The organism is Smaragdicoccus niigatensis DSM 44881 = NBRC 103563 (assembly GCF_000380645.1).
Taxonomy (GTDB): domain Bacteria; phylum Actinomycetota; class Actinomycetes; order Mycobacteriales; family Mycobacteriaceae; genus Smaragdicoccus; species Smaragdicoccus niigatensis.
The window spans coordinates 338397-355776 of the sequence record NZ_AQXZ01000015.1 but is presented as its reverse complement, the minus strand read 5'-3'; the positions used below and the strand labels follow the sequence as shown (position 1 = coordinate 355776).

The following is a 17380-nucleotide window of genomic DNA, read 5'->3' as shown; positions in this document are numbered from 1 at the left end:
ACCAGTTCTGTACAAGGTGCCTGTTCTGAGAACGGTCACCCCGCGCTTAGAGCTTCGGCAGATAGCCCAGTTCCGCCAGCACCGCTTTGAGAAGTCGGCCGGCCCCCGCCTTGTCGAGGGGGTTGTTGCCGTTTCCGCACTTGGGCGATTGCACGCACGACGGGCAGCCGGTGGGACATGCGCAGGCATCGATCACGGCGAGGGTTGCCGACAGCCACTCGCGCATGACGGCATGACCGCGGGCAGCAAAGCCCGCACCGCCGGGATAGCCGTCGTACACGAAGATCGAGGGCAAACCGGTGTCGGCGTGGCACTCCGTCGACACCCCGCCGATGTCCCATCGATCGCATGTCGCGACGAGGGGAAGCATGCCGATCGCAGCGTGCTCGGCTGCATGAAGCGATCCCGGGACATCGCTCGGCGAGATGCCCGCGGACTGCAACAGCTCGGGCGTGACCGTGTAGAGCACGGACTGGGTGTGCAGCCGGTGCGGCGGCATGTCGAGCGGGATCGAGTCGAGGATCTCGCCGGTGTGGAGCTTGCGCAGGTAGCTCGTGACGCGGCTCGTCACCTCGGTCTCAACGAGGTGCAACGACACTTCTCCGAAGTCCTCGGACGAGAGGTACCGAGAAACGCGGAGGTCCGTTTCCGACTGTGAGTAGGTGGTCCAATCCAGTTCCACAGCAACGACAATCGCGATCCCGGCGTCGAGATCGAGAGTGTCGACGAGGTACGAGTCGCCCTGGTGGATGTGGACGGCGCCGGGGTGGAGAGTCCCCATCGCGCGCTGGGTGTCGCACGTCCCGATGACCTTGCCGGATTCGGCCTCGATGATCGTGACGCGGCCGGCGATCCCGGTTCGAATATCGAGGTCGGCATGCGGATCGTCGTCACCCACGGCGAACCAGCGGGTGCCACGGCGGCGGAGCAGTCCGTCGGCGGCAAGCTCCTCCGCGACGGCAACCGCACCAAGCGATTCGAGTTCGTACGACTCGAGCGGGTGCTCCTTCGCAGCGCAGAGAAGCTGTGGCCCGAGAACGTACGGGTTCGTCGGATCGAAAACGCTCGCTTCGACGGGCCGGTCGAGCACGGCTTCGGGATTGTTCACGAGGTACGTGTCCATTGGGTCATCGCGCGCGACCATGACGACGAGGCTGCCTTGGGTACGCCGGCCCGAGCGTCCGGCCTGCTGCCAGAACGACGCGACCGTTCCGGGGAATCCCGCGATCACGGTGGCGTCGATGCCGGCGATGTCGATGCCGAGTTCGAGCGCATTGGTGCTGGCCAGGCCCATGAGGTCGCCGTCGCTGAAGGCCGTCTCCAGGGCGCGTCGGTCTTCGGCAAGGTAACCGGCCCGGTACGCGGCGATCCGACGTGCCATCGCCGGGTCATCGACAGCCGCGGCGGCCGCCATCGCTGTCGTCTCGGCGCCGCGACGCGAGCGGGCGAACGTGATGGTGCGTGCGCCCTCGGTCACGAGCTTGGCCATCAGGCGTGCCGATTCGAGCCCCGCCGGGCGACGCACCGGGACCATCGAGTTTTCACCAATGACCGGGGGCTCCCAGAACGCGATCGTGCGGGCACCCTGTGGCGATCCGTCATCGGTGACCGCGTGGGCGCTCGCGCCGATGAGACGGTGGGCGGCGGCTGCGGGGTCCGCGGTCGTGGCGCTCGCCAGGATGAACGTGGGCGAGCTTCCGTATCGGCGGGCCAAACGTGACAGCCTGCGCATGATCACTGCGACATTCGCACCGAAAAGTCCTCGATAGGAATGGCATTCATCGATCACGACGAATTGGAGGTGGCGCAGGAGGCGACCCCACCGTTCATGAGCGCCGAGAACGGAAAGGTGGAGCATGTCCGGATTGGTGAAGATCCATCGCGAATGGTTGCGAGCCCATTGACGAATATCCGGATTCGCATCGCCGTCGTAGGCGCACGGACCGATCGAGGCGAGCTCGCGCCGACTGCCACAAAGGCGAACGGTCGCACGCAATTGATCGGCCGCGAGAGCCTTCGCCGGCGAGATGTACAGCGCGGTGGCCATCGGGTCCGTAGCCAGTCGAGACAGGACCGGAAGCTGATAACCGAGGGACTTGCCGGACGCGGTCGAGGTGGCGATAACGACGTTGTGACCAGTTGCGGCCAGAGTGGCAGCTTGCTCCTGGTGAATCCACAGCTTCTCGGCGCCGCGGGACACCACCGCGTCGCGAACTGACGCGTGTACCCACGACGGCCACTCGGCGAAGCGGGAAGTACGTGCTGGCTGGTCAACCGCGTGACGCAGGCACTGCGTAGCCCCGGGCGACAAGGTCTGCAGCAGTTCGCGCCCGTAGGTGGCGGGGGAGTCTAGGTGGATCGTCATGCTCGCGGCTAACTGTAGTCCGAAGGACCGACAAGTACTTACGGCCATGCTTGCAACCGGCCGGCAAATCGCATTTACAACAATTCGTCACGACCGCGTTATTTTTCGTTACGAATATAAGATCAACTTAAAATATGACAAGTCAGTTCCCACACTGTTGTTCGCGTTAATTGCATGATTCACTGACCGTGGTCGAAAGCTTCTGAGGTCTAGAACCGCTGGTTCGGGGGTCGCAGGATCGTGTTGCGGGCGGTGTGCTTGATCCGGTCAACGGGAAAGCAGCACTTCCGGAACGGGCCCGGTGGATTAAGAAGATTTGTCCGCCGTCCGGTGGAAAGGTAAGGAAAGTAAGATGGCACAGGGAACTGTGAAGTGGTTCAACGCGGAAAAGGGCTTCGGGTTCATTGCACCCGAGGACGGCTCCGCTGATGTCTTCGTCCACTACTCGGAGATCCAGGGAAGCGGCTTCCGCACGCTGGAAGAGAACCAGCGTGTTGAGTTCGAGGTCGGCCAGGGAACCAAGGGTCCGCAGGCCACCGGCGTTCGCGCACTCTGATCTAACGTCTACCGACGGAGAACTACGGTTCTCCAGGACGTGAACATTCTCGATCGACCCTGCATTGCGCACGCGATGCGGGGTCGATCGCGTTTCTGGCCCGGAATTTCGCATGCAACGCAATAGCATTCCTCGAATGCGCCAGTTGTCGCTGTTTTCCGCGGACACCTCCGCGCCCGCTATTGCAGATCTTGCCGGTCTGCTGGCCGGCGCGGGGCAAGTCGCGTTGGCGCTTCGCGGTGGCGCACGTCTTTCCGCGGTCGTCGAGGATTCCTGGCGCGCGGATTTGATCGCGGAAATGATCACCGAATGCGGATTTCAGGCAGAGGTCGTGCAATCCGGCGAAGGACGTCCGCTGGTTCGCACGGAAGTCTCGCCATTGCTGACGCGCCTGGCGCTGAATTGGACTCGCGGTGCGGTGAAGTCCGTGCCGAACTCATTTGTGCCGACGTCCCGCGCGCTTCGAATGTGGGCTTACGCGAACGGCCGCCCCGACGGAAGCGAACGATTCTTCTTCGGGCTCGACGCGCACGCACCCCAAACACACGACCCGCTCGCCAGGTCGCTCATGCGAGCGGGAATGGCCGCTACATTGGTCGGCGCCCGGGGAAGTGCACCGGGATTACGCATCACTGGTCGACGCCGAATGGCGAAACTGCTCGACGCGATCGGCGAACCGCCTGAGGCGTCGGGTTGGGACGAGCTCTGATTTCTGCACGGCAAAGGTGCCGGTGCTGGACCCGCACGCACAACCTAGGTCTAGTGTGTGTAACTCTGGCTAGAGGCTGCCCGAATCGCTGAGGGCTGCCGACGCAGGTATTCGAACTGCGGTGCTCAGCAAAGCGAACTATGAGGAAGGCATCGACAGCTAGTGGCGACACGGGAGAGAACATCCGCTCCGGGGACGGGTAACATCCGTCGCCTCGTCATTGTCGAGTCCCCGACCAAGGCCCGAAAGATCGCTCCTTATCTCGGGCGCAATTACGTCGTCGAGGCATCGGTCGGACATATTCGCGACCTGCCTCGAGGCGCCGCCGACGTACCGGCGAAATATAAGGGTGAGTCGTGGGCTCGCCTCGGCGTCGACGTCGACCACGGGTTCGAGCCGTTGTACGTCGTCAGCGCCGATAAAAAGACAAAGGTCAGCGAACTCAAAGCTCTCCTGAAGAACGTCGACGAGCTCTACCTCGCCACCGACCCTGACCGCGAGGGTGAGGCGATCGCGTGGCATCTGCTGCAGACGCTTCAGCCCAAGGTTCCGGTGCGCCGCATGGTCTTCCACGAAATCACCCCTGAGGCGATCCGAGCGGCCGCGGCGAACACCCGCGAACTCGACAGCAACCTCGTCGACGCGCAGGAAACGCGCCGAATCCTCGACCGTCTCTACGGCTACGAGGTCAGCCCGGTGCTGTGGAAGAAGGTCATGCCGAAGCTGTCGGCGGGCCGCGTGCAGTCGGTTGCAACGCGCTTCATCGTGCAGCGTGAGCGGGAGCGCATGGCGTTCCGCAGCGCCGGTTACTGGGACATCGCCGCCCGGCTGGACGCCGGCGAGAACGCCGCACCACGCAGCTTCGGCGCCCGCTTGGTCGGCGTCGACGGTGCGCGGGTTGCGAGCGGCCGCGACTTCGGGTCGGACGGCAAGCTCAAATCCAAAGACGTTGTCGTCCTTGACGAAGCGCACGCAACTCGACTTTCCGAGGCGCTGCACAACGTCGATCTCGCTGTCGTCTCCGCCGAGTCGAAGCCGTACACCCGCAAGCCGTACGCACCGTTCATGACGTCGACGCTGCAGCAGGAGGCGGGTCGCAAGCTGCGGTTCTCGTCCGAGCGCACGATGCGAATCGCGCAGCGACTCTACGAAAACGGTTACATCACCTACATGCGTACCGACTCGACGACGCTGTCGCAGTCGGCTATCACCGCCGCCCGGAACCAGGCCCGCCAGCTGTACGGCGACGAATACGTGTCACCGCAGCCGCGCACCTACGACCGCAAGGTCAAGAACGCGCAGGAAGCGCACGAGGCGATCCGTCCGGCTGGTGACGTGTTCGCCACCCCGGGCGAACTGCACCACGTCCTCGATCAAGAGGAGTTCCGCCTCTACGAGATGATCTGGCAGCGCACGGTCGCGTCGCAGATGGCCGACGCACGCGGAACGACGCTCACCCTTCGCATCGGTGGCCGCGCCACGACGGGCGAAGACTGCACGTTCTCGTCCTCGGGGCGCACGATCACCTTCGCCGGCTTCCTCAAGGCCTACGTCGAGAGCGTCGACGAAGAGACCGGCGGTCAGAGCGACGACGAGGAATCGCGCCTGCCGAACCTCGCGCAGGGTGACCGCGTCACCGCAACCGCCCTCACGCCAGACGGTCACACCACCAACCCGCCGGCGCGCTACACCGAGCCCTCGCTGGTCAAGGCATTGGAAGATCAGGGCATCGGCCGCCCGTCCACGTACGCGTCGATCATCAAGACGATCCTCGATCGCGGTTATGTGTACAAGCGCGGTAGCGCGCTGGTGCCGTCGTGGGTCGCCTTCGCCGTGATCGGCCTGCTCGAGGCTCACTTCGGCCGCCTCGTCGACTACGACTTCACCGCGGACGTCGAGGACGATCTCGACTCGATCGCTTCGGGCAATGAGCATCGCTCGGCCTGGCTGTCGAACTTCTATTTCGGTGGCGACTTCGGGCCCGAGGACTCGGTCGCCCGCTCCGGTGGCCTCAAGAAGATGGTCAACGAGCGCCTCGAAGACATCGACGCTCGGGAAGTGAACTCGATTCGGCTGTTCGACGACGCCGAAGGTCGGGCCGTCAATGTTCGGGTGGGACGTTTCGGTCCGTACCTCGAGCGGATGATCGATCAGGATGGCGCCGAGGTCTCCCAGCGCGCGAACCTCCCGGACGAACTCCCGGCGGACGAGCTAAGCCCCGAGCTCGCCGAGCAGCTGTTCTCCACCCCGCAGGAAGGCATCCGGCTCGGTGCCGACCCAGACACCGGGCACGAGATCGTTGCCAAGGAAGGCCGTTTCGGTCCGTATGTGACCGAGATTCTGCCTGAGCCGGAAGAGGGTGCGACCAAGCCGAAGAACGCACCCAAGCCGCGCACGGCGTCGCTGCTGAAGTCGATGGCTCTCGAATCGGTCACTCTCGAAGATGCCCTTCGCCTGCTGACCCTTCCGCGTCTCGTCGGTGTCGACCCGGCGAACGGGGAGGAGATCACCGCGCAGAACGGTCGCTACGGCCCGTACCTGAAGAAGGGCACGGACTCTCGTTCGCTGACGAACGAAGAGCAGATGTTCACGGTGACCCTCGAAGAGGCGCTCAAGATCTACTCCGAGCCCAAGCAACGCGGCCGCTCCGCGTCGTCCGCGGCTCCGCTGCGCGAGCTCGGCACGGACCCGGTCTCGGGTGTCCAGATGGTCATCAAGGACGGCCGCTTCGGCCCGTACGTCACCGATGGGACGACCAACGCCAGCCTGCGTAAGGGCGACGAGGTCGAGTCGATCACCGACGAGCGTGCGATCGAGCTGCTTGCCGAGCGTCGGACGAAGGCTCCGGCCCCGAAGAAGGCCGTCAAGCGTGCGCCGGCCAAGAAGACCCCGGCCAAGAAGACGGCTACGAAGGCCACGGCCACCAAGGCAGCAGCCAAGAAGACTGCCGCGAAGAAGACTGTCACCACCAAGCCATAGGGTTAGGGCGTGACCGTCTTCGATCGGCTCGTGGGCCAGGACTCCGTCGAGGCTGAGCTCACCCAGGCCGCCACCGCGGCTCGACGTGGAATCCGTGAAGCCGGCTCTGCGATGACGCATGCCTGGCTCTTCACCGGCCCTCCCGGCTCCGGACGTTCGATCGCTGCGCTGTGCTTTGCGGCCGCCCTGCAGTGCACGGGGGATGAGGTTGGGTGCGGGTCGTGTTCGGCGTGCCATACGACGCTCGCCGGCACGCACGGCGATGTCCGGCGCATCATTCCGGATGGTTTGTCGATCGCGGTCTATCAAGTTCGCGAGATGATCAACATCGCCAGTCGCCGGCCGACCACCGGTCGGTGGCAGATCGTGATCGTCGAAGACGCCGACCGGCTCAGTGAGAGTGCGGCAAACGCGCTGCTCAAGATGGTTGAGGAGCCACCCGAGCGCACGGTCATGCTGCTGTGCGCTCCGACCGACGACCCCGAGGATTTCTCGGTGACTCTCCGGTCCCGGTGCCGTCATGTTCACCTCGCGACCCCGCCGGTGGCGGCGATCGCGCAGGTCCTCATCGAACGAGACGGGCTCGAGCCCGAAAAGGCGCAGTGGGCGGCGTCCGTGTCGGGTGGACACGTCGGGCGGGCACGGCGGCTCGCCACGGACCCGGAGGCGCGCGAGCGGCGTATCCAAGCGCTCAAAATCGCGTCTGCTGCGCAGCGGCCAGCGTCCGCGTATGCCGCCGCAGCCGAAACCGACAAGTATGCGGTTGCCGATGGTCAGCGGGTCGCCGCCGAACTCAATCAGCGCGAACTCGACGAGCTCATGGTCTCCATGGGTGCGGGCGGCACGGGCAAGGGTGCAGCGGCCGCCACGCGCGGCATCAAGGGGGCCATCGGCGAACTCGAGAAGCGGCAGAAATCGCGCGAGACTCGCACGATCCGCGACACCTACGATCGCGCGCTCATTGACCTCGCCGGGCTCTATCGGGACGCGCTGGCTGCATCGTTCGCCGCGCCGACGACACCCACGCATCCGGACTTCGCCGAGGAAGCGCAACGCCTTGCCCAGGTTCCACCAGAGGGACTGCTCAAGTGCCTCGAAGCGATCCTCGACTGCCGCGAGGCGCTCGCGACGAACGTCAAGCCAAAGTTCGCACTGGCTTCGTTGGTGGCGACCCTCGGTGCCGCAACGAGGCTCGACTGAGTCGGCCGGGGCGACAAACCCTCGCGGGGGCGCTTGTACGAACCCGGAGGTTTGTACAAGCCAGTTTTCGCGAGACTTGTCCCCCGATGACCACCGGTCGAGGGGAACACGCCCAATTTCGTTTGAGCACTCTCAACCCGCTAGACTCTCCAACGCTGGAAACAGCGCGCCGCCTTAGCTCAGTCGGTAGAGCAGCTCACTCGTAATGAGCAGGTCGAGGGTTCGATTCCCTTGGGCGGCTCCACGAAACGGTCTTGGACTCTTGGTCCAAGACCGTTTTCGCATTCCGGGGGAACCCCAACCGCGATAACCTGCTCCTACACCACGCTTCTCGGCGCAAGGCGGAGATGCCCATGTACAGCGGACCGGTCGATATGTGGCAGACACGACCCCGTGCGGTAGCGCGCGGGATCACGATCGCCTATTGCATCATCGTTGCGCTGCCGCTTGGCCTCATGCTGGTCTTCGGGGCGTTCTGGTTGCTGTCCTTCCGGCCGATGAACTGGGTTTTCTATATCGGTGCACTCGTTTGCGCGTTGGTCGGTCCAGCGCTCGTGCTTCTGCTGCTCCCCGCGATCCAGGCGGTGTCGAACGAGCGTCTCGTCGTCGATCGCTTCGACTTCGGGGTCGTCAACGCGCAGCGGCTAAAGGTCCGCAGTATCTCGCTGGATTCCATCTCGGGCGTTTGGATGGCCCAGCTACCTCCTCGACGCGCGGCGAGCGACGTGCCGACGTTCCCGAGGCGTGCGTATGTGGTCACGGGTACAGCCGGGGAGCGTCCGGTCCTGTTGACCCGCGAGTATTCCGCAAAGGACCTGACCGCGTTGTGGCAACTCCTCGGTCGGGAACCCGTCGACATCGGCCGGACCACAGAAAAGGAACTCGAGGTTCGGTTCCCGGGAGCGCGCTACACGGCGAAGGACATGGTCGTCGACCTCGGGCACTGGGCAGCCGTCTACGTCGTCCTCGAGATCGTCATGCTCATCTACATCGTGTTCACCGGCATCCGCCTGGCGCTTTAGCCTGTGGCTCCGCATGTGGTGTTCGCCGGACTGTCGACGCTCGACCTCGCGTACCTGGTCGACGAGTTCCCCCACGAAGACTCGAAAAACCTCGCGCGTGAACAGTTCACCGCGGGCGGTGGGCCAGCGCTGAACGCCTCGGTGGCGTGCGCGGCCCTCGGCACCGAGGCCGTTCTCATCACTGCGCTGGGCCGCTGTGCCATCGCTGACCTCATTCGCGTCGACGTTGAAACCCACGGCGTCGAGGTTGTCGACACGACACCGCGCGCACTTGGCCAGCCGCCGATTTCGTCGATCGTCGTCGCGTCCTCGACCGCCTCGAGGACGGTCGTGTCGATCGACGGTTCGCAGACCGCCGCTCCGTTCAGCGACGATCTCGCACATCATCTCGACAACGCGGCGGCTCTTCTCGTCGACGGGCATCACCCCGAAGTGGCGATCGGGATGGCTACCGCCGCCCAGCGTGCCGGCGTTCCCGTCGTGCTCGACGCCGGGCGCTGGAAGCCGGTTTTCGAACGCCTTCTCCCGCTGACCGACATCGCGATCTGTGCGGCCGGTTTTCAGCCTCCCGGGACGGCCGACATTTCTGACATCTGTGCGCTAGGACCTCGGCTCGTCGCCATTACCCATGGCGCGAGATCGATCGAGTACGCGACGACGGAAAGCCGGGGATTGATCGCGGTCGAGAAAGTCGACGCTATCGACAGCCTGGGCGCCGGCGACATCCTCCACGGGACGTTCTGTCACTTCCTCGCGACCGGCCTCGATGACCTCGCTGCGGTCGAACACGCGTCGAAGGTCGCTTCTCGATCCACCGAATCATTCGGCACCCGAGCCTGGATCGACGCACTCAACAGCTGACAGATGTCATGGGTGGGTGGTGACGTCTGCCCTAAGTCCCGGGGCCTGCCGCAGGCGACAGTAGATGCATGACTCAGACAACTGTCGAACCTCGCAGCACCACCCTTGCGGTGCAGCTGGACGGGGTGCGCAAGAACTTCGGGGATGTTTCCGCGGTTCGCGGGATCGATCTCGAGCTCCACCCCGGCGAGGTCGTCGCCTTCCTCGGCCCGAACGGCGCCGGCAAGACGACCACGATCGACATGATTCTCGGGCTGTCGCAGCCGAGCCACGGCGAGGTTTCGGTCTTCGGAATGAAGCCGCGCGATGCGGTCGCCCACGGCCTCGTCTCGGCGGTCATGCAGACGGGTGGACTCCTCAAGGACCTGACGGTCCGCGAGACCCTCACGTACACCGGCAGCCTGTTCGCACATTCGCGCAGCGTCGACGAGGTGCTCGACGATGCCGGCATCTCCGCGATCGCGAACCGGAAGGTCGCGAAGTGCTCCGGCGGTGAGCAGCAGCGGCTGCGATTCGCGATGGCTCTGCTCTCCGACCCGGCGCTCATCGTGCTCGACGAGCCGACGACCGGAATGGACGTCGAGGGGCGCCGGACCTTCTGGTCGGCAATTCGGGCGGACGCCGACCGCGGCCGGACGGTTCTCTTCGCCACGCACTACCTCGAAGAAGCCGACCAGTACGCCGACCGGATCGTTCTGATCAGCAACGGTCAGATCGTCGCGGACGGCTCCGGCGCGCAGGTCAAGGCGCTGGCGGCGGGCCGCACGGTTCGAGCCACCTGGCCGGGTGCCAACTCCGACGTACTGTCACGCATCCACGGAGTCGACCACGTCGAACTGCGCGGTGACACCGTTCTGGTCCACGCGCGGGACACCGACGCCGTCGCCCGCTATCTCCTCACCTCGACGCCGGCCCACGACCTCGAGATCACCGCACGCGGCCTCGAGGATGCCTTCATCGCCCTCACCGCCTCGAAAGGAAGCGACCGATGACCACCACGACGATTGAAATCTCGGAGCGCACGGTCCCACGCTGGGGCGGCTTCAACCTGACCGTCCTGTCGATCGAACTCAAGCGCCTTCTTCGTAACCGCCGGACCGTGATCTTCACGTTGGTACTCCCGGTCGCCATGCTCCTGGTGTTGAGCCAGCAGAAGGAAAGCGCCCAAACCGTTGGCTCGGGCAATGTCGCCGCCTACATCCTCGTGAGCATGGCGCTGTACGGCGCGGCGCTCACCGCGGCTGCGGCCGGTTCGATGGTCGCCATCGAGCGGGCTCAGGGCTGGTCTCGTCAGCTCCGCCTGACGCCGCTCCACCCGGTGTCCTACATCAGCATGAAAGCGATTGTCGCCGTGGCGATGTCGGCGCTGTCGATCACGGCAGTCAACGTGGTCGGCCGATTCCAGGGCGTCGCACACATGCCGAACTCGGTGTGGATCGAGTGCGCTGTCGTGACGCTCGCCTGCACATTGACCTTCGGGGCCCTTGGTTTGGCGGTCGGTTACCTGCTGCCCGGCGAGAACACCATGCAGTTCCTCGGACCTGGTCTGGCTCTGCTGTCGTTCCTGGGCGGCGTCTTCATCCCACTGACGGAGGGTTCGACGGTGTGGCACGTCGCGGTCTTCACGCCGATGTACGGCGTTGCCGAAGTCGCTCGCTCGCCACTGACCCACGAACTGCCGTGGTACGCGCTGGTCAATGCGATCGGCTGGCTGGTCGTGTTCGTCGGGCTCGCCGCGTGGCGAATGAGCAAAGACACCTCTCGCGTCTAAGTAACGTGAACAACATGATCGAATCCGACCCGCCAGAGTTCTCCCGAGGAGGAGGACTCTGGCGGGCTGTGATGGCCGGCATCTGGTTGATCTACCTGTCGAGCACGATCGAAGCCGCCTGGGCCCGCCACGATATCCGCGGCGGGATCGGCATTGCGGCGACCATTTTGTTCGCACTGATCTATATCAGCGCCTTCGTCTTCATACCGGGACGCCTGCCGGGAACGCCGCTGCAGCGTCATATCCCGCTCAAAGCCGCAATCCCGCTCGTCTCGACGCAAGCCGTACTCGGTGTCGCCATCTGTCTGCTTGTGGGCCAGGCCGGAACGGCCACGGCCGTGTACATCGCGGTTCTCGGCGTGATGTGTCTCCGGGCTCCGTATGGACTCGTCGTCGCGGCTGCCGTTGCCGCGGTCACGTACTCATCCGGAATCCTGATCCCGGGATGGAACGAAGACCGCGGCCTGCTGTTCGGCATTGCCGTCGCAACGCTCGCCGTGTGGGGAATCCGGACCGCGATCGCTCGCAACATCGAGGTGATGGAGGTCCGCGAAGAGAACACCCGGCTGGCCGCGGCCGAGGCCCGCAACAAGCTGACCCGGGATCTGCACGACATCATCGGGCACTCGCTCACCGTCATCACGGTCAAGGCGGAGCTTGCGAATCGACTGCTCGACGTGGATGTCGAACGCGCCCGAAATGAACTGAAGGACTTGGAGCGCCTTTCGCGGGACGCTCTGTCCGACGTCCGGCGCACCCTCGCGGGACATCGGGAGATCACGCTTTCGGGCGAGATCGCGCGGGCCCGGTCGGCGCTATCGGCGGCGAATATCCGTTCTCGGCTGCCCAACACCACCGACGATGTACCCACTGAACTGCGCGAACTCTTCGCGTGGTCGATTCGGGAAGGCGTGACGAACGTGCTGCGTCACAGCGGCGCCCGTAACTGCACGGTCGTCCTGCACCCGGATTCGGTCGAGGTCAGCGACGACGGACAGGGCGGCACGCCGGACGGTTCGGGCATCGGGCTCACGGGACTTCGCGAACGTGCGCAGATCGTCGGCGGGCGCGTGGTGACACAGTCGCTTGACCCCGGCTTCCGACTGCGCGTCGAGGTCGCGCAGTGATCCGACTCATCCTCGCCGACGACCAAGCGTTGGTTCGGGGTGCGTTGGCCGCACTCCTGAGCCTCGAACCGGACTTCGACGTCGTGGGCCAGGCCGGCTCAGCGGAGGAATTGCTCGCCTTGGTCGACGCATCGCAGCCCGACGTCGCGTTGGTCGACGTCGAAATGCCGGGCATGGACGGGATCGCTGCAACCGCTGTGCTCAAGAAGCGCCATCCGCGCGTTCGGGTCGTCATCGTGACCACGTTCGGACGGCCGGGCTACCTACGCCGGGCGCTGCAGTCGGGGGCCGAGGGCTTTGTCGTCAAAGACACCCCGGCAGCAGAACTCGCCGACACGGTGCGCCGCGTTCATGCTGGTCTGCGCGTTGTCGACCCGGTTCTGGCGGCCGACAGCCTGGCCGCGGGGGAGTCTCCGCTCACGCCACGCGAGGCCGAGGTACTCAAGGCCGCACGTGACGGCGCGGCGGTGGCGACGATCGCGTCCCGGGTCTTCCTCTCGGTCGGAACCGTTCGCAACCACCTGTCCGCCGCGATCGGAAAGACCGGCGCACAGAATCGCGCCGAGGCGATCCGGATCGCCGACGAAAACGGCTGGCTCTAGATCGACTCTCCGCGTGCTGCTCGCGCGGCATTTTCCTGCGCGATTCGTCGCACGGTGAGCAGCACCGGCTCGAGCAGCAGAGTTCCCATTACGGCCAGCTCAGCCGCGCGTTCACGATCGGAAGGGTCGAGTCGAGCAGTTTCGACCGTCGCGACCCGGGCCATCGCGTCGCCGTAGGTGTCGAGGAGTTCGTCGTCGACTTCGTCACCCAGTTCCGCGACCGTATCGAGCGCGTGGGCGAGGGTCTCGCGGTGGCGCCCACCCTCACGCAACGTCCATCCGCGTCGGTCGAGAAGACCGTCGACCCTGGCCAGTGAGGCGTCGCTCGGAGCGGTCAGGGGTTCGGGCACAAGACGGCGGTGGGCACTCCCGACGGCCTCCGGCCACGACTTTGCCTGTTCGATGCCCTCGATGACCGAGCGGACCGTGTCCAATCGAAGGTTCGCGACGTCGGTCAGCGCCCGGATCAGTCGCAGTCGACGAACGTGCGAATCGTCGTAGCGAGTGCGGGTTTGACCAACAGCCTCGCCGGAATGCAGAAGGCCCTCGCGCAAGTAGTACTTGATCGTCGCGACGCTCAGCCCGGATCGGGCAGCCAGTTCAGCCATCCACATCACACCATCTTGACATTAGATAGGCGAACTATCCAGTATTAGATATCCAAACTATCCAATACCACCTCCCGGAGACGAATATGTCCCGACGTACCCGCGCGATCATCGCGATCTGCACGGCGGCGTTCCTCGCGTTCCTCGACACCACGATCGTGAATGTGAGCTTCCCGAACATCGCCGAGCACTTCCCTGATGCCTCGCGATCCGATCTCTCGTGGGTGCTGGACGCCTACTTCATCGTCATCGCGGCGTTCCTCGTACCCGCTGGTGAACTCGCCGATCGCCTCGGACGCAAGCGGGTGTTCCTCGCTGCGCTCGCCGGGTTCATCGTCACGTCTGTGCTGTGCGCGATAGCCCCGAGCTGGGAGTTCCTGGTCGGCGCGCGGGTGCTGCAAGGTGTTGCCGCAGCAGTCATTGCACCGGTTTCGCTCGCCCTCCTGTTGCCGGAGTTCTCCATCGAGAAGCGTTCGGCGGGAGTCGGAATCTGGGGTGCAGCCTCGGCGCTGGCCGCAGCATCCGGACCGCCGCTCGGCGGTCTGATCGTCGACGTCGCCGACTGGCGCTGGATCTTCCTGGTCAACATCCCGATCGGAATCGGGATCTACCTGCTCGGCCGCAGTGCCTTGGTCGAGTCCTCGGACGCGTCGACTCATCTGCCGGACTTCATCGGCATCGTCGCCACCGCCGGTGGTCTTGGTGCACTCGCACTCGGCATCGTCGAGGGGGAGACCTGGGGCTGGGGAAGCCCGCGCATCATCGGCTCGTTCGTCGCCGCGGCGATCTTCCTCGCGGTCCTCGTCTACCGCTGCGCGACCCATCCGCAGCCGGTGATCAACCCGGCCCTGCTGAAGGTGCAGAGCTTCCGTCGCGGCAGCATCGGCACGTTCTTCTTTGCCGTCGCCTTCTTCTCGATGATCCTGGGCAACATCCTGTTCCTGACCTCGGTGTGGCAGTACTCGGTGCTCACGGCCGGTCTGGCCGTGGTTCCCGGCCCGCTCGCCAGCACGTTCATCGCGGTGCCGGCCGGCAAGCTCGCCGACAAGTACGGCCATCGCGTCGTGATCGTGCCTGGTGCGATCATTTACGCGCTCGGCCTCGTGGTGCTGCGGACGACGGACGCCGTGCCGGACTATCTCGGCACCTGGTTGCCGGGTCAGATCCTGATCGGTATCGGTATCGGACTTGCCTTCCCGACGCTCGGCGCCGCCTCAGTGCGTGACCTCACGGCCACCGAGTTCGGTTCCGCGACCGCGGTGAACTCGGCGTTCCGGCAGTTCGGTGCGGTCGTCGGTACGGCTGTCGTGATTGCGATCATCGGTACCCCGACGTCGCTCGCGGAAGCGCTCACCGCTTCGGACCACGCGTACGACTTCGGCATCACCGCGGGCTTGCTGTCCGGTGTGGCCGCGCTGTTCATCACCCGCAAGGTGCCCGAGCGGGAGAAAGAGCTCGTGGCCGCCTAGGTCCGCAATACGAGGTCAGCGCGCTCGATCGTCCCGTTGACGAGGCACGCGTTGTCGAGATCCTGGGCGACCTTTCGCCTGGCCTCGTTCTCGGACTTTCCACCCTGAACGTGCCGAGCGAAGAGCCGTTCCCGAATGACGTCGTCGGGGACGGCTAGGAACCAGCAGGTGTCCAGCAGCGGCTTCACCGCGGGCCACAGCAACAGGTAATTGCCCTCGGTGACCACGATGTCGCTGGTGATCGGCGGTCCGGCTACCGGTTCGTGAACGTCCCGATCGTAGGTCGGCCAGCTGACCGGTATGCCGGCGCGAAGATCGCGCAAGGCCGCCACATATCCCGCTTTGTCGAAGGTCTCGGGTGCACCTTTGCTTCCGTCGAGATTCCGTCGGGCCAACTCGGAATTCGTGAAATGAAAGCCGTCCATCGGCGCTAGACCAGCGCCGATGAGTTCGGCGAGCCGACGCGCGAACGTCGACTTGCCGGACCCCGGCGGACCGGCAATGCCAATGATGTACACGAATCCCAAAGTAGTGACAACGGAACGAATTCGGCGCATAGTCGGTTAATGGACGACTCCCTCAGATCCCGGATACGGGTAAAGCTGCTGCGGCAGATTTCCGAGGATGGCGGCCGTCCGGTCAGTCAAGCCGAGACCGACGATCCGCGTCTCCTCGCAGTTGCCGCTGACCTCGCCGCTCTTGACGGTGCATCGGACGATGATCCAGTGATCGAGCAGCTAGCTGCCCGCTACTGGGTTCCGTAGGGAACATACGGCCTGCCAGTTTGGTTGCACCCGTCAACGATTGTCGGACGGGGTGCTGGGGGTGACGCGGTGAGCAGGGTTTTCGCGGACCTGACCCCCTTGCAGAATCACCACTACCGACGCCTGTGGTCCGCCGGAGTCATCACGACGATCGGTGCGCAGCTCACGATCGTCGCCGTCCCGGTCCAGATCTACAACATCACGCACAACTCGGCGTATGTCGGCCTCGCCGGCATCTTCGGGCTGGTGCCGCTCATCGCCTTCGGCTTGTGGGGCGGTGCACTCGCGGACGCGCTCGACCGTCGAAAGCTGATGCTCGTCACCACGACCGGACTCGTGGTGACCTCGATCCTGTTCTGGCTGCAGGCTGCGCTCGGCGTTGGGAACGTGTGGTTGTTGCTGACGCTGTTCGCGGTGCAGCAGGCATTCTTCGCGGTCAACCAACCGACTCGGGGCGCGATAATTCCGCGACTGCTCCCGGCCGAACAATTGCCGGCCGCCAACTCGCTGAACTTCACGGTCATGAACGTCGGTGCGATCGCAGGTCCGTTGTTGGCGGGCGTGATGATCCCGGTCGTCGGACTGCAGACTCTCTACCTGGTCGACGCGATCGCCCTCCTTGTCACCTGGTGGGCGACGGTTCTGCTGCCGCCGATTCCACCGCTCGGGGAGGTCCAGCGCCCCGGCGTGCGCGCGGTTCTCGACGGATTCCGCTACCTGACGACGCAGCGAATCCTGCTGGCGTCGTTCGTCGTCGACATCATCGCGATGGTCGCGGGTATGCCGCGCGCGTTGTTCCCGCAGATCGCGAGCGAGTCGTTCGGAGACAACGGCCTGGCATTGGGCCTGTTGTTCGCGGGCATTGCGATCGGTGCCGTCATCGGCGGAGTCTTCTCCGGCTGGCTCCCGAGAGTCGAACGCCAAGGCCGCATGGTCATTGTGTCGATCGTCGTATGGGGTCTGGCGATGACGGGCTTCGGCGTGGTGGTGGCACTGTCGAACGGGCACGGAGCCTTCTTGTGGCTGGCGGTCGCGCTGCTGGCGCTCGGTGGTGCTGCCGATATGTTCTCCGCGGCCATGCGGTCGACGATGCTGCAGACGGTCGCCACCGACGAAATGCGCGGCCGACTACAGGGAGTGTTCATCGTCGTCGTCGCGGGCGGACCACGTCTTGGCGACGCGGTGCACGGGACGGCGGCAGCAATGGTCGGAGCAGCCACCGCGGCGGCTGGCGGAGGCGTGCTGGTGATCCTCGGAATGGTGGTCGCGGTGTTCGCGTTCCCGGCGTTCGTGCGGTACCGGGTCAATCGGGACGTCGTGGAAGTGGCGTGACGGCAGCTCGGCACC

15 protein-coding genes, 1 tRNA gene and 1 pseudogene are annotated in these 17380 nt (G+C 65.0%); 14 read left to right on the top strand and 3 right to left on the bottom strand.

The genetic code is table 11. The features are described from left to right. Window positions 1-46: 46 nt before the first annotated feature. Entirely contained in the window at window positions 47-2365 is a 2319-nt protein-coding gene (locus F600_RS0110320) for a DEAD/DEAH box helicase (protein ID WP_018160537.1), read from the bottom strand. Between the two features lie 352 nt (window positions 2366-2717). Here F600_RS0110320 and F600_RS0110315 point away from each other — a divergent pair, with 352 nt between their 5' ends. The 11 genes from F600_RS0110315 (at window position 2718) to F600_RS0110265 (ending at window position 13192) form a co-directional block, all read left to right on the top strand. Further along, complete coding sequence (locus F600_RS0110315; protein ID WP_003935252.1) at window positions 2718-2921, top strand: cold-shock protein; 204 nt, start codon at window positions 2718-2720, stop codon at window positions 2919-2921. A gap of 136 nt (window positions 2922-3057) precedes the next feature. Beyond that, complete coding sequence (locus F600_RS0110310) at window positions 3058-3630, top strand: hypothetical protein (protein WP_018160536.1); 573 nt, start codon at window positions 3058-3060, stop codon at window positions 3628-3630. Window positions 3631-3792: 162 nt separating this feature from the next. Then, complete coding sequence (topA, locus tag F600_RS0110305; RefSeq protein ID WP_018160535.1) at window positions 3793-6609, top strand: type I DNA topoisomerase; 2817 nt, start codon at window positions 3793-3795, stop codon at window positions 6607-6609. Between the two features lie 9 nt (window positions 6610-6618). Continuing rightward, window positions 6619-7809 (top strand): DNA polymerase III subunit delta', encoded by a 1191-nt coding sequence (locus F600_RS0110300; RefSeq protein ID WP_018160534.1) that lies wholly within the window; start codon window positions 6619-6621, stop codon window positions 7807-7809. Between the two features lie 168 nt (window positions 7810-7977). After that, a tRNA-Thr gene (locus F600_RS0110295) sits at window positions 7978-8053 on the top strand. 109 nt (window positions 8054-8162) lie between these two features. Further along, window positions 8163-8831 carry a hypothetical protein gene (locus tag F600_RS0110290; protein ID WP_018160533.1) on the top strand — a complete coding sequence of 223 codons (669 nt, stop codon included), beginning with the start codon at window positions 8163-8165 and terminating at the stop codon, window positions 8829-8831. Between the two features lie 3 nt (window positions 8832-8834). After that, window positions 8835-9692, top strand: a complete 858-nt coding sequence (locus F600_RS0110285; RefSeq protein ID WP_018160532.1) for a PfkB family carbohydrate kinase — start codon at window positions 8835-8837, stop codon at window positions 9690-9692. A gap of 68 nt (window positions 9693-9760) precedes the next feature. Further along, window positions 9761-10684, top strand: coding sequence for an ABC transporter ATP-binding protein (locus tag F600_RS0110280; RefSeq protein WP_040630955.1), 924 nt, complete (start codon window positions 9761-9763; stop codon window positions 10682-10684). After that, window positions 10681-11463: an ABC transporter permease gene (locus F600_RS0110275; protein ID WP_018160530.1), complete on the top strand. Its 783-nt coding sequence runs from the start codon at window positions 10681-10683 to the stop codon at window positions 11461-11463. Before F600_RS0110280 ends, F600_RS0110275 begins: the two co-directional genes overlap by 4 nt. A 14-nt stretch (window positions 11464-11477) precedes the next feature. Beyond that, on the top strand, window positions 11478-12590 hold the full coding sequence (locus tag F600_RS0110270) for a sensor histidine kinase (protein WP_026306386.1): 1113 nt from the start codon (window positions 11478-11480) through the stop codon (window positions 12588-12590). Then, complete coding sequence (locus F600_RS0110265) at window positions 12587-13192, top strand: response regulator transcription factor (RefSeq protein WP_018160528.1); 606 nt, start codon at window positions 12587-12589, stop codon at window positions 13190-13192. The genes F600_RS0110270 and F600_RS0110265 overlap by 4 nt, the downstream gene beginning before the upstream one ends. Here F600_RS0110265 and F600_RS0110260 read toward each other — a convergent pair. Then, on the bottom strand, window positions 13189-13800 hold the full coding sequence (locus F600_RS0110260) for a MerR family transcriptional regulator (protein WP_162141408.1): 612 nt from the start codon (window positions 13798-13800) through the stop codon (window positions 13189-13191). The two genes, F600_RS0110265 and F600_RS0110260, sit on opposite strands and share 4 nt — an antisense overlap. Before the next feature lie 86 nt (window positions 13801-13886). Here F600_RS0110260 and F600_RS0110255 point away from each other — a divergent pair, with 86 nt between their 5' ends. Beyond that, a complete protein-coding gene (locus F600_RS0110255; protein ID WP_018160526.1) occupies window positions 13887-15269 on the top strand; it encodes an MFS transporter in 1383 nt (460 codons plus the stop codon). Here F600_RS0110255 and F600_RS0110250 read toward each other — a convergent pair. Further along, window positions 15266-15721 (bottom strand): annotated as a pseudogene (locus F600_RS0110250) (nucleoside/nucleotide kinase family protein); the annotation flags it as partial. The gene F600_RS0110255 and the pseudogene F600_RS0110250 overlap by 4 nt on opposite strands. 114 nt (window positions 15722-15835) lie before the next feature. On the opposite strand from F600_RS0110250, the gene F600_RS0110245 reads away from it, so the two are divergent. Both F600_RS0110245 and F600_RS0110240 read left to right on the top strand, forming a co-directional pair. Beyond that, window positions 15836-16033, top strand: a complete 198-nt coding sequence (locus tag F600_RS0110245; protein WP_018160524.1) for a hypothetical protein — start codon at window positions 15836-15838, stop codon at window positions 16031-16033. A gap of 69 nt (window positions 16034-16102) precedes the next feature. Beyond that, window positions 16103-17365 carry an MFS transporter gene (locus F600_RS0110240; RefSeq protein ID WP_018160523.1) on the top strand — a complete coding sequence of 421 codons (1263 nt, stop codon included), beginning with the start codon at window positions 16103-16105 and terminating at the stop codon, window positions 17363-17365. The last annotated feature ends 15 nt before the right edge of the window (window positions 17366-17380 follow it).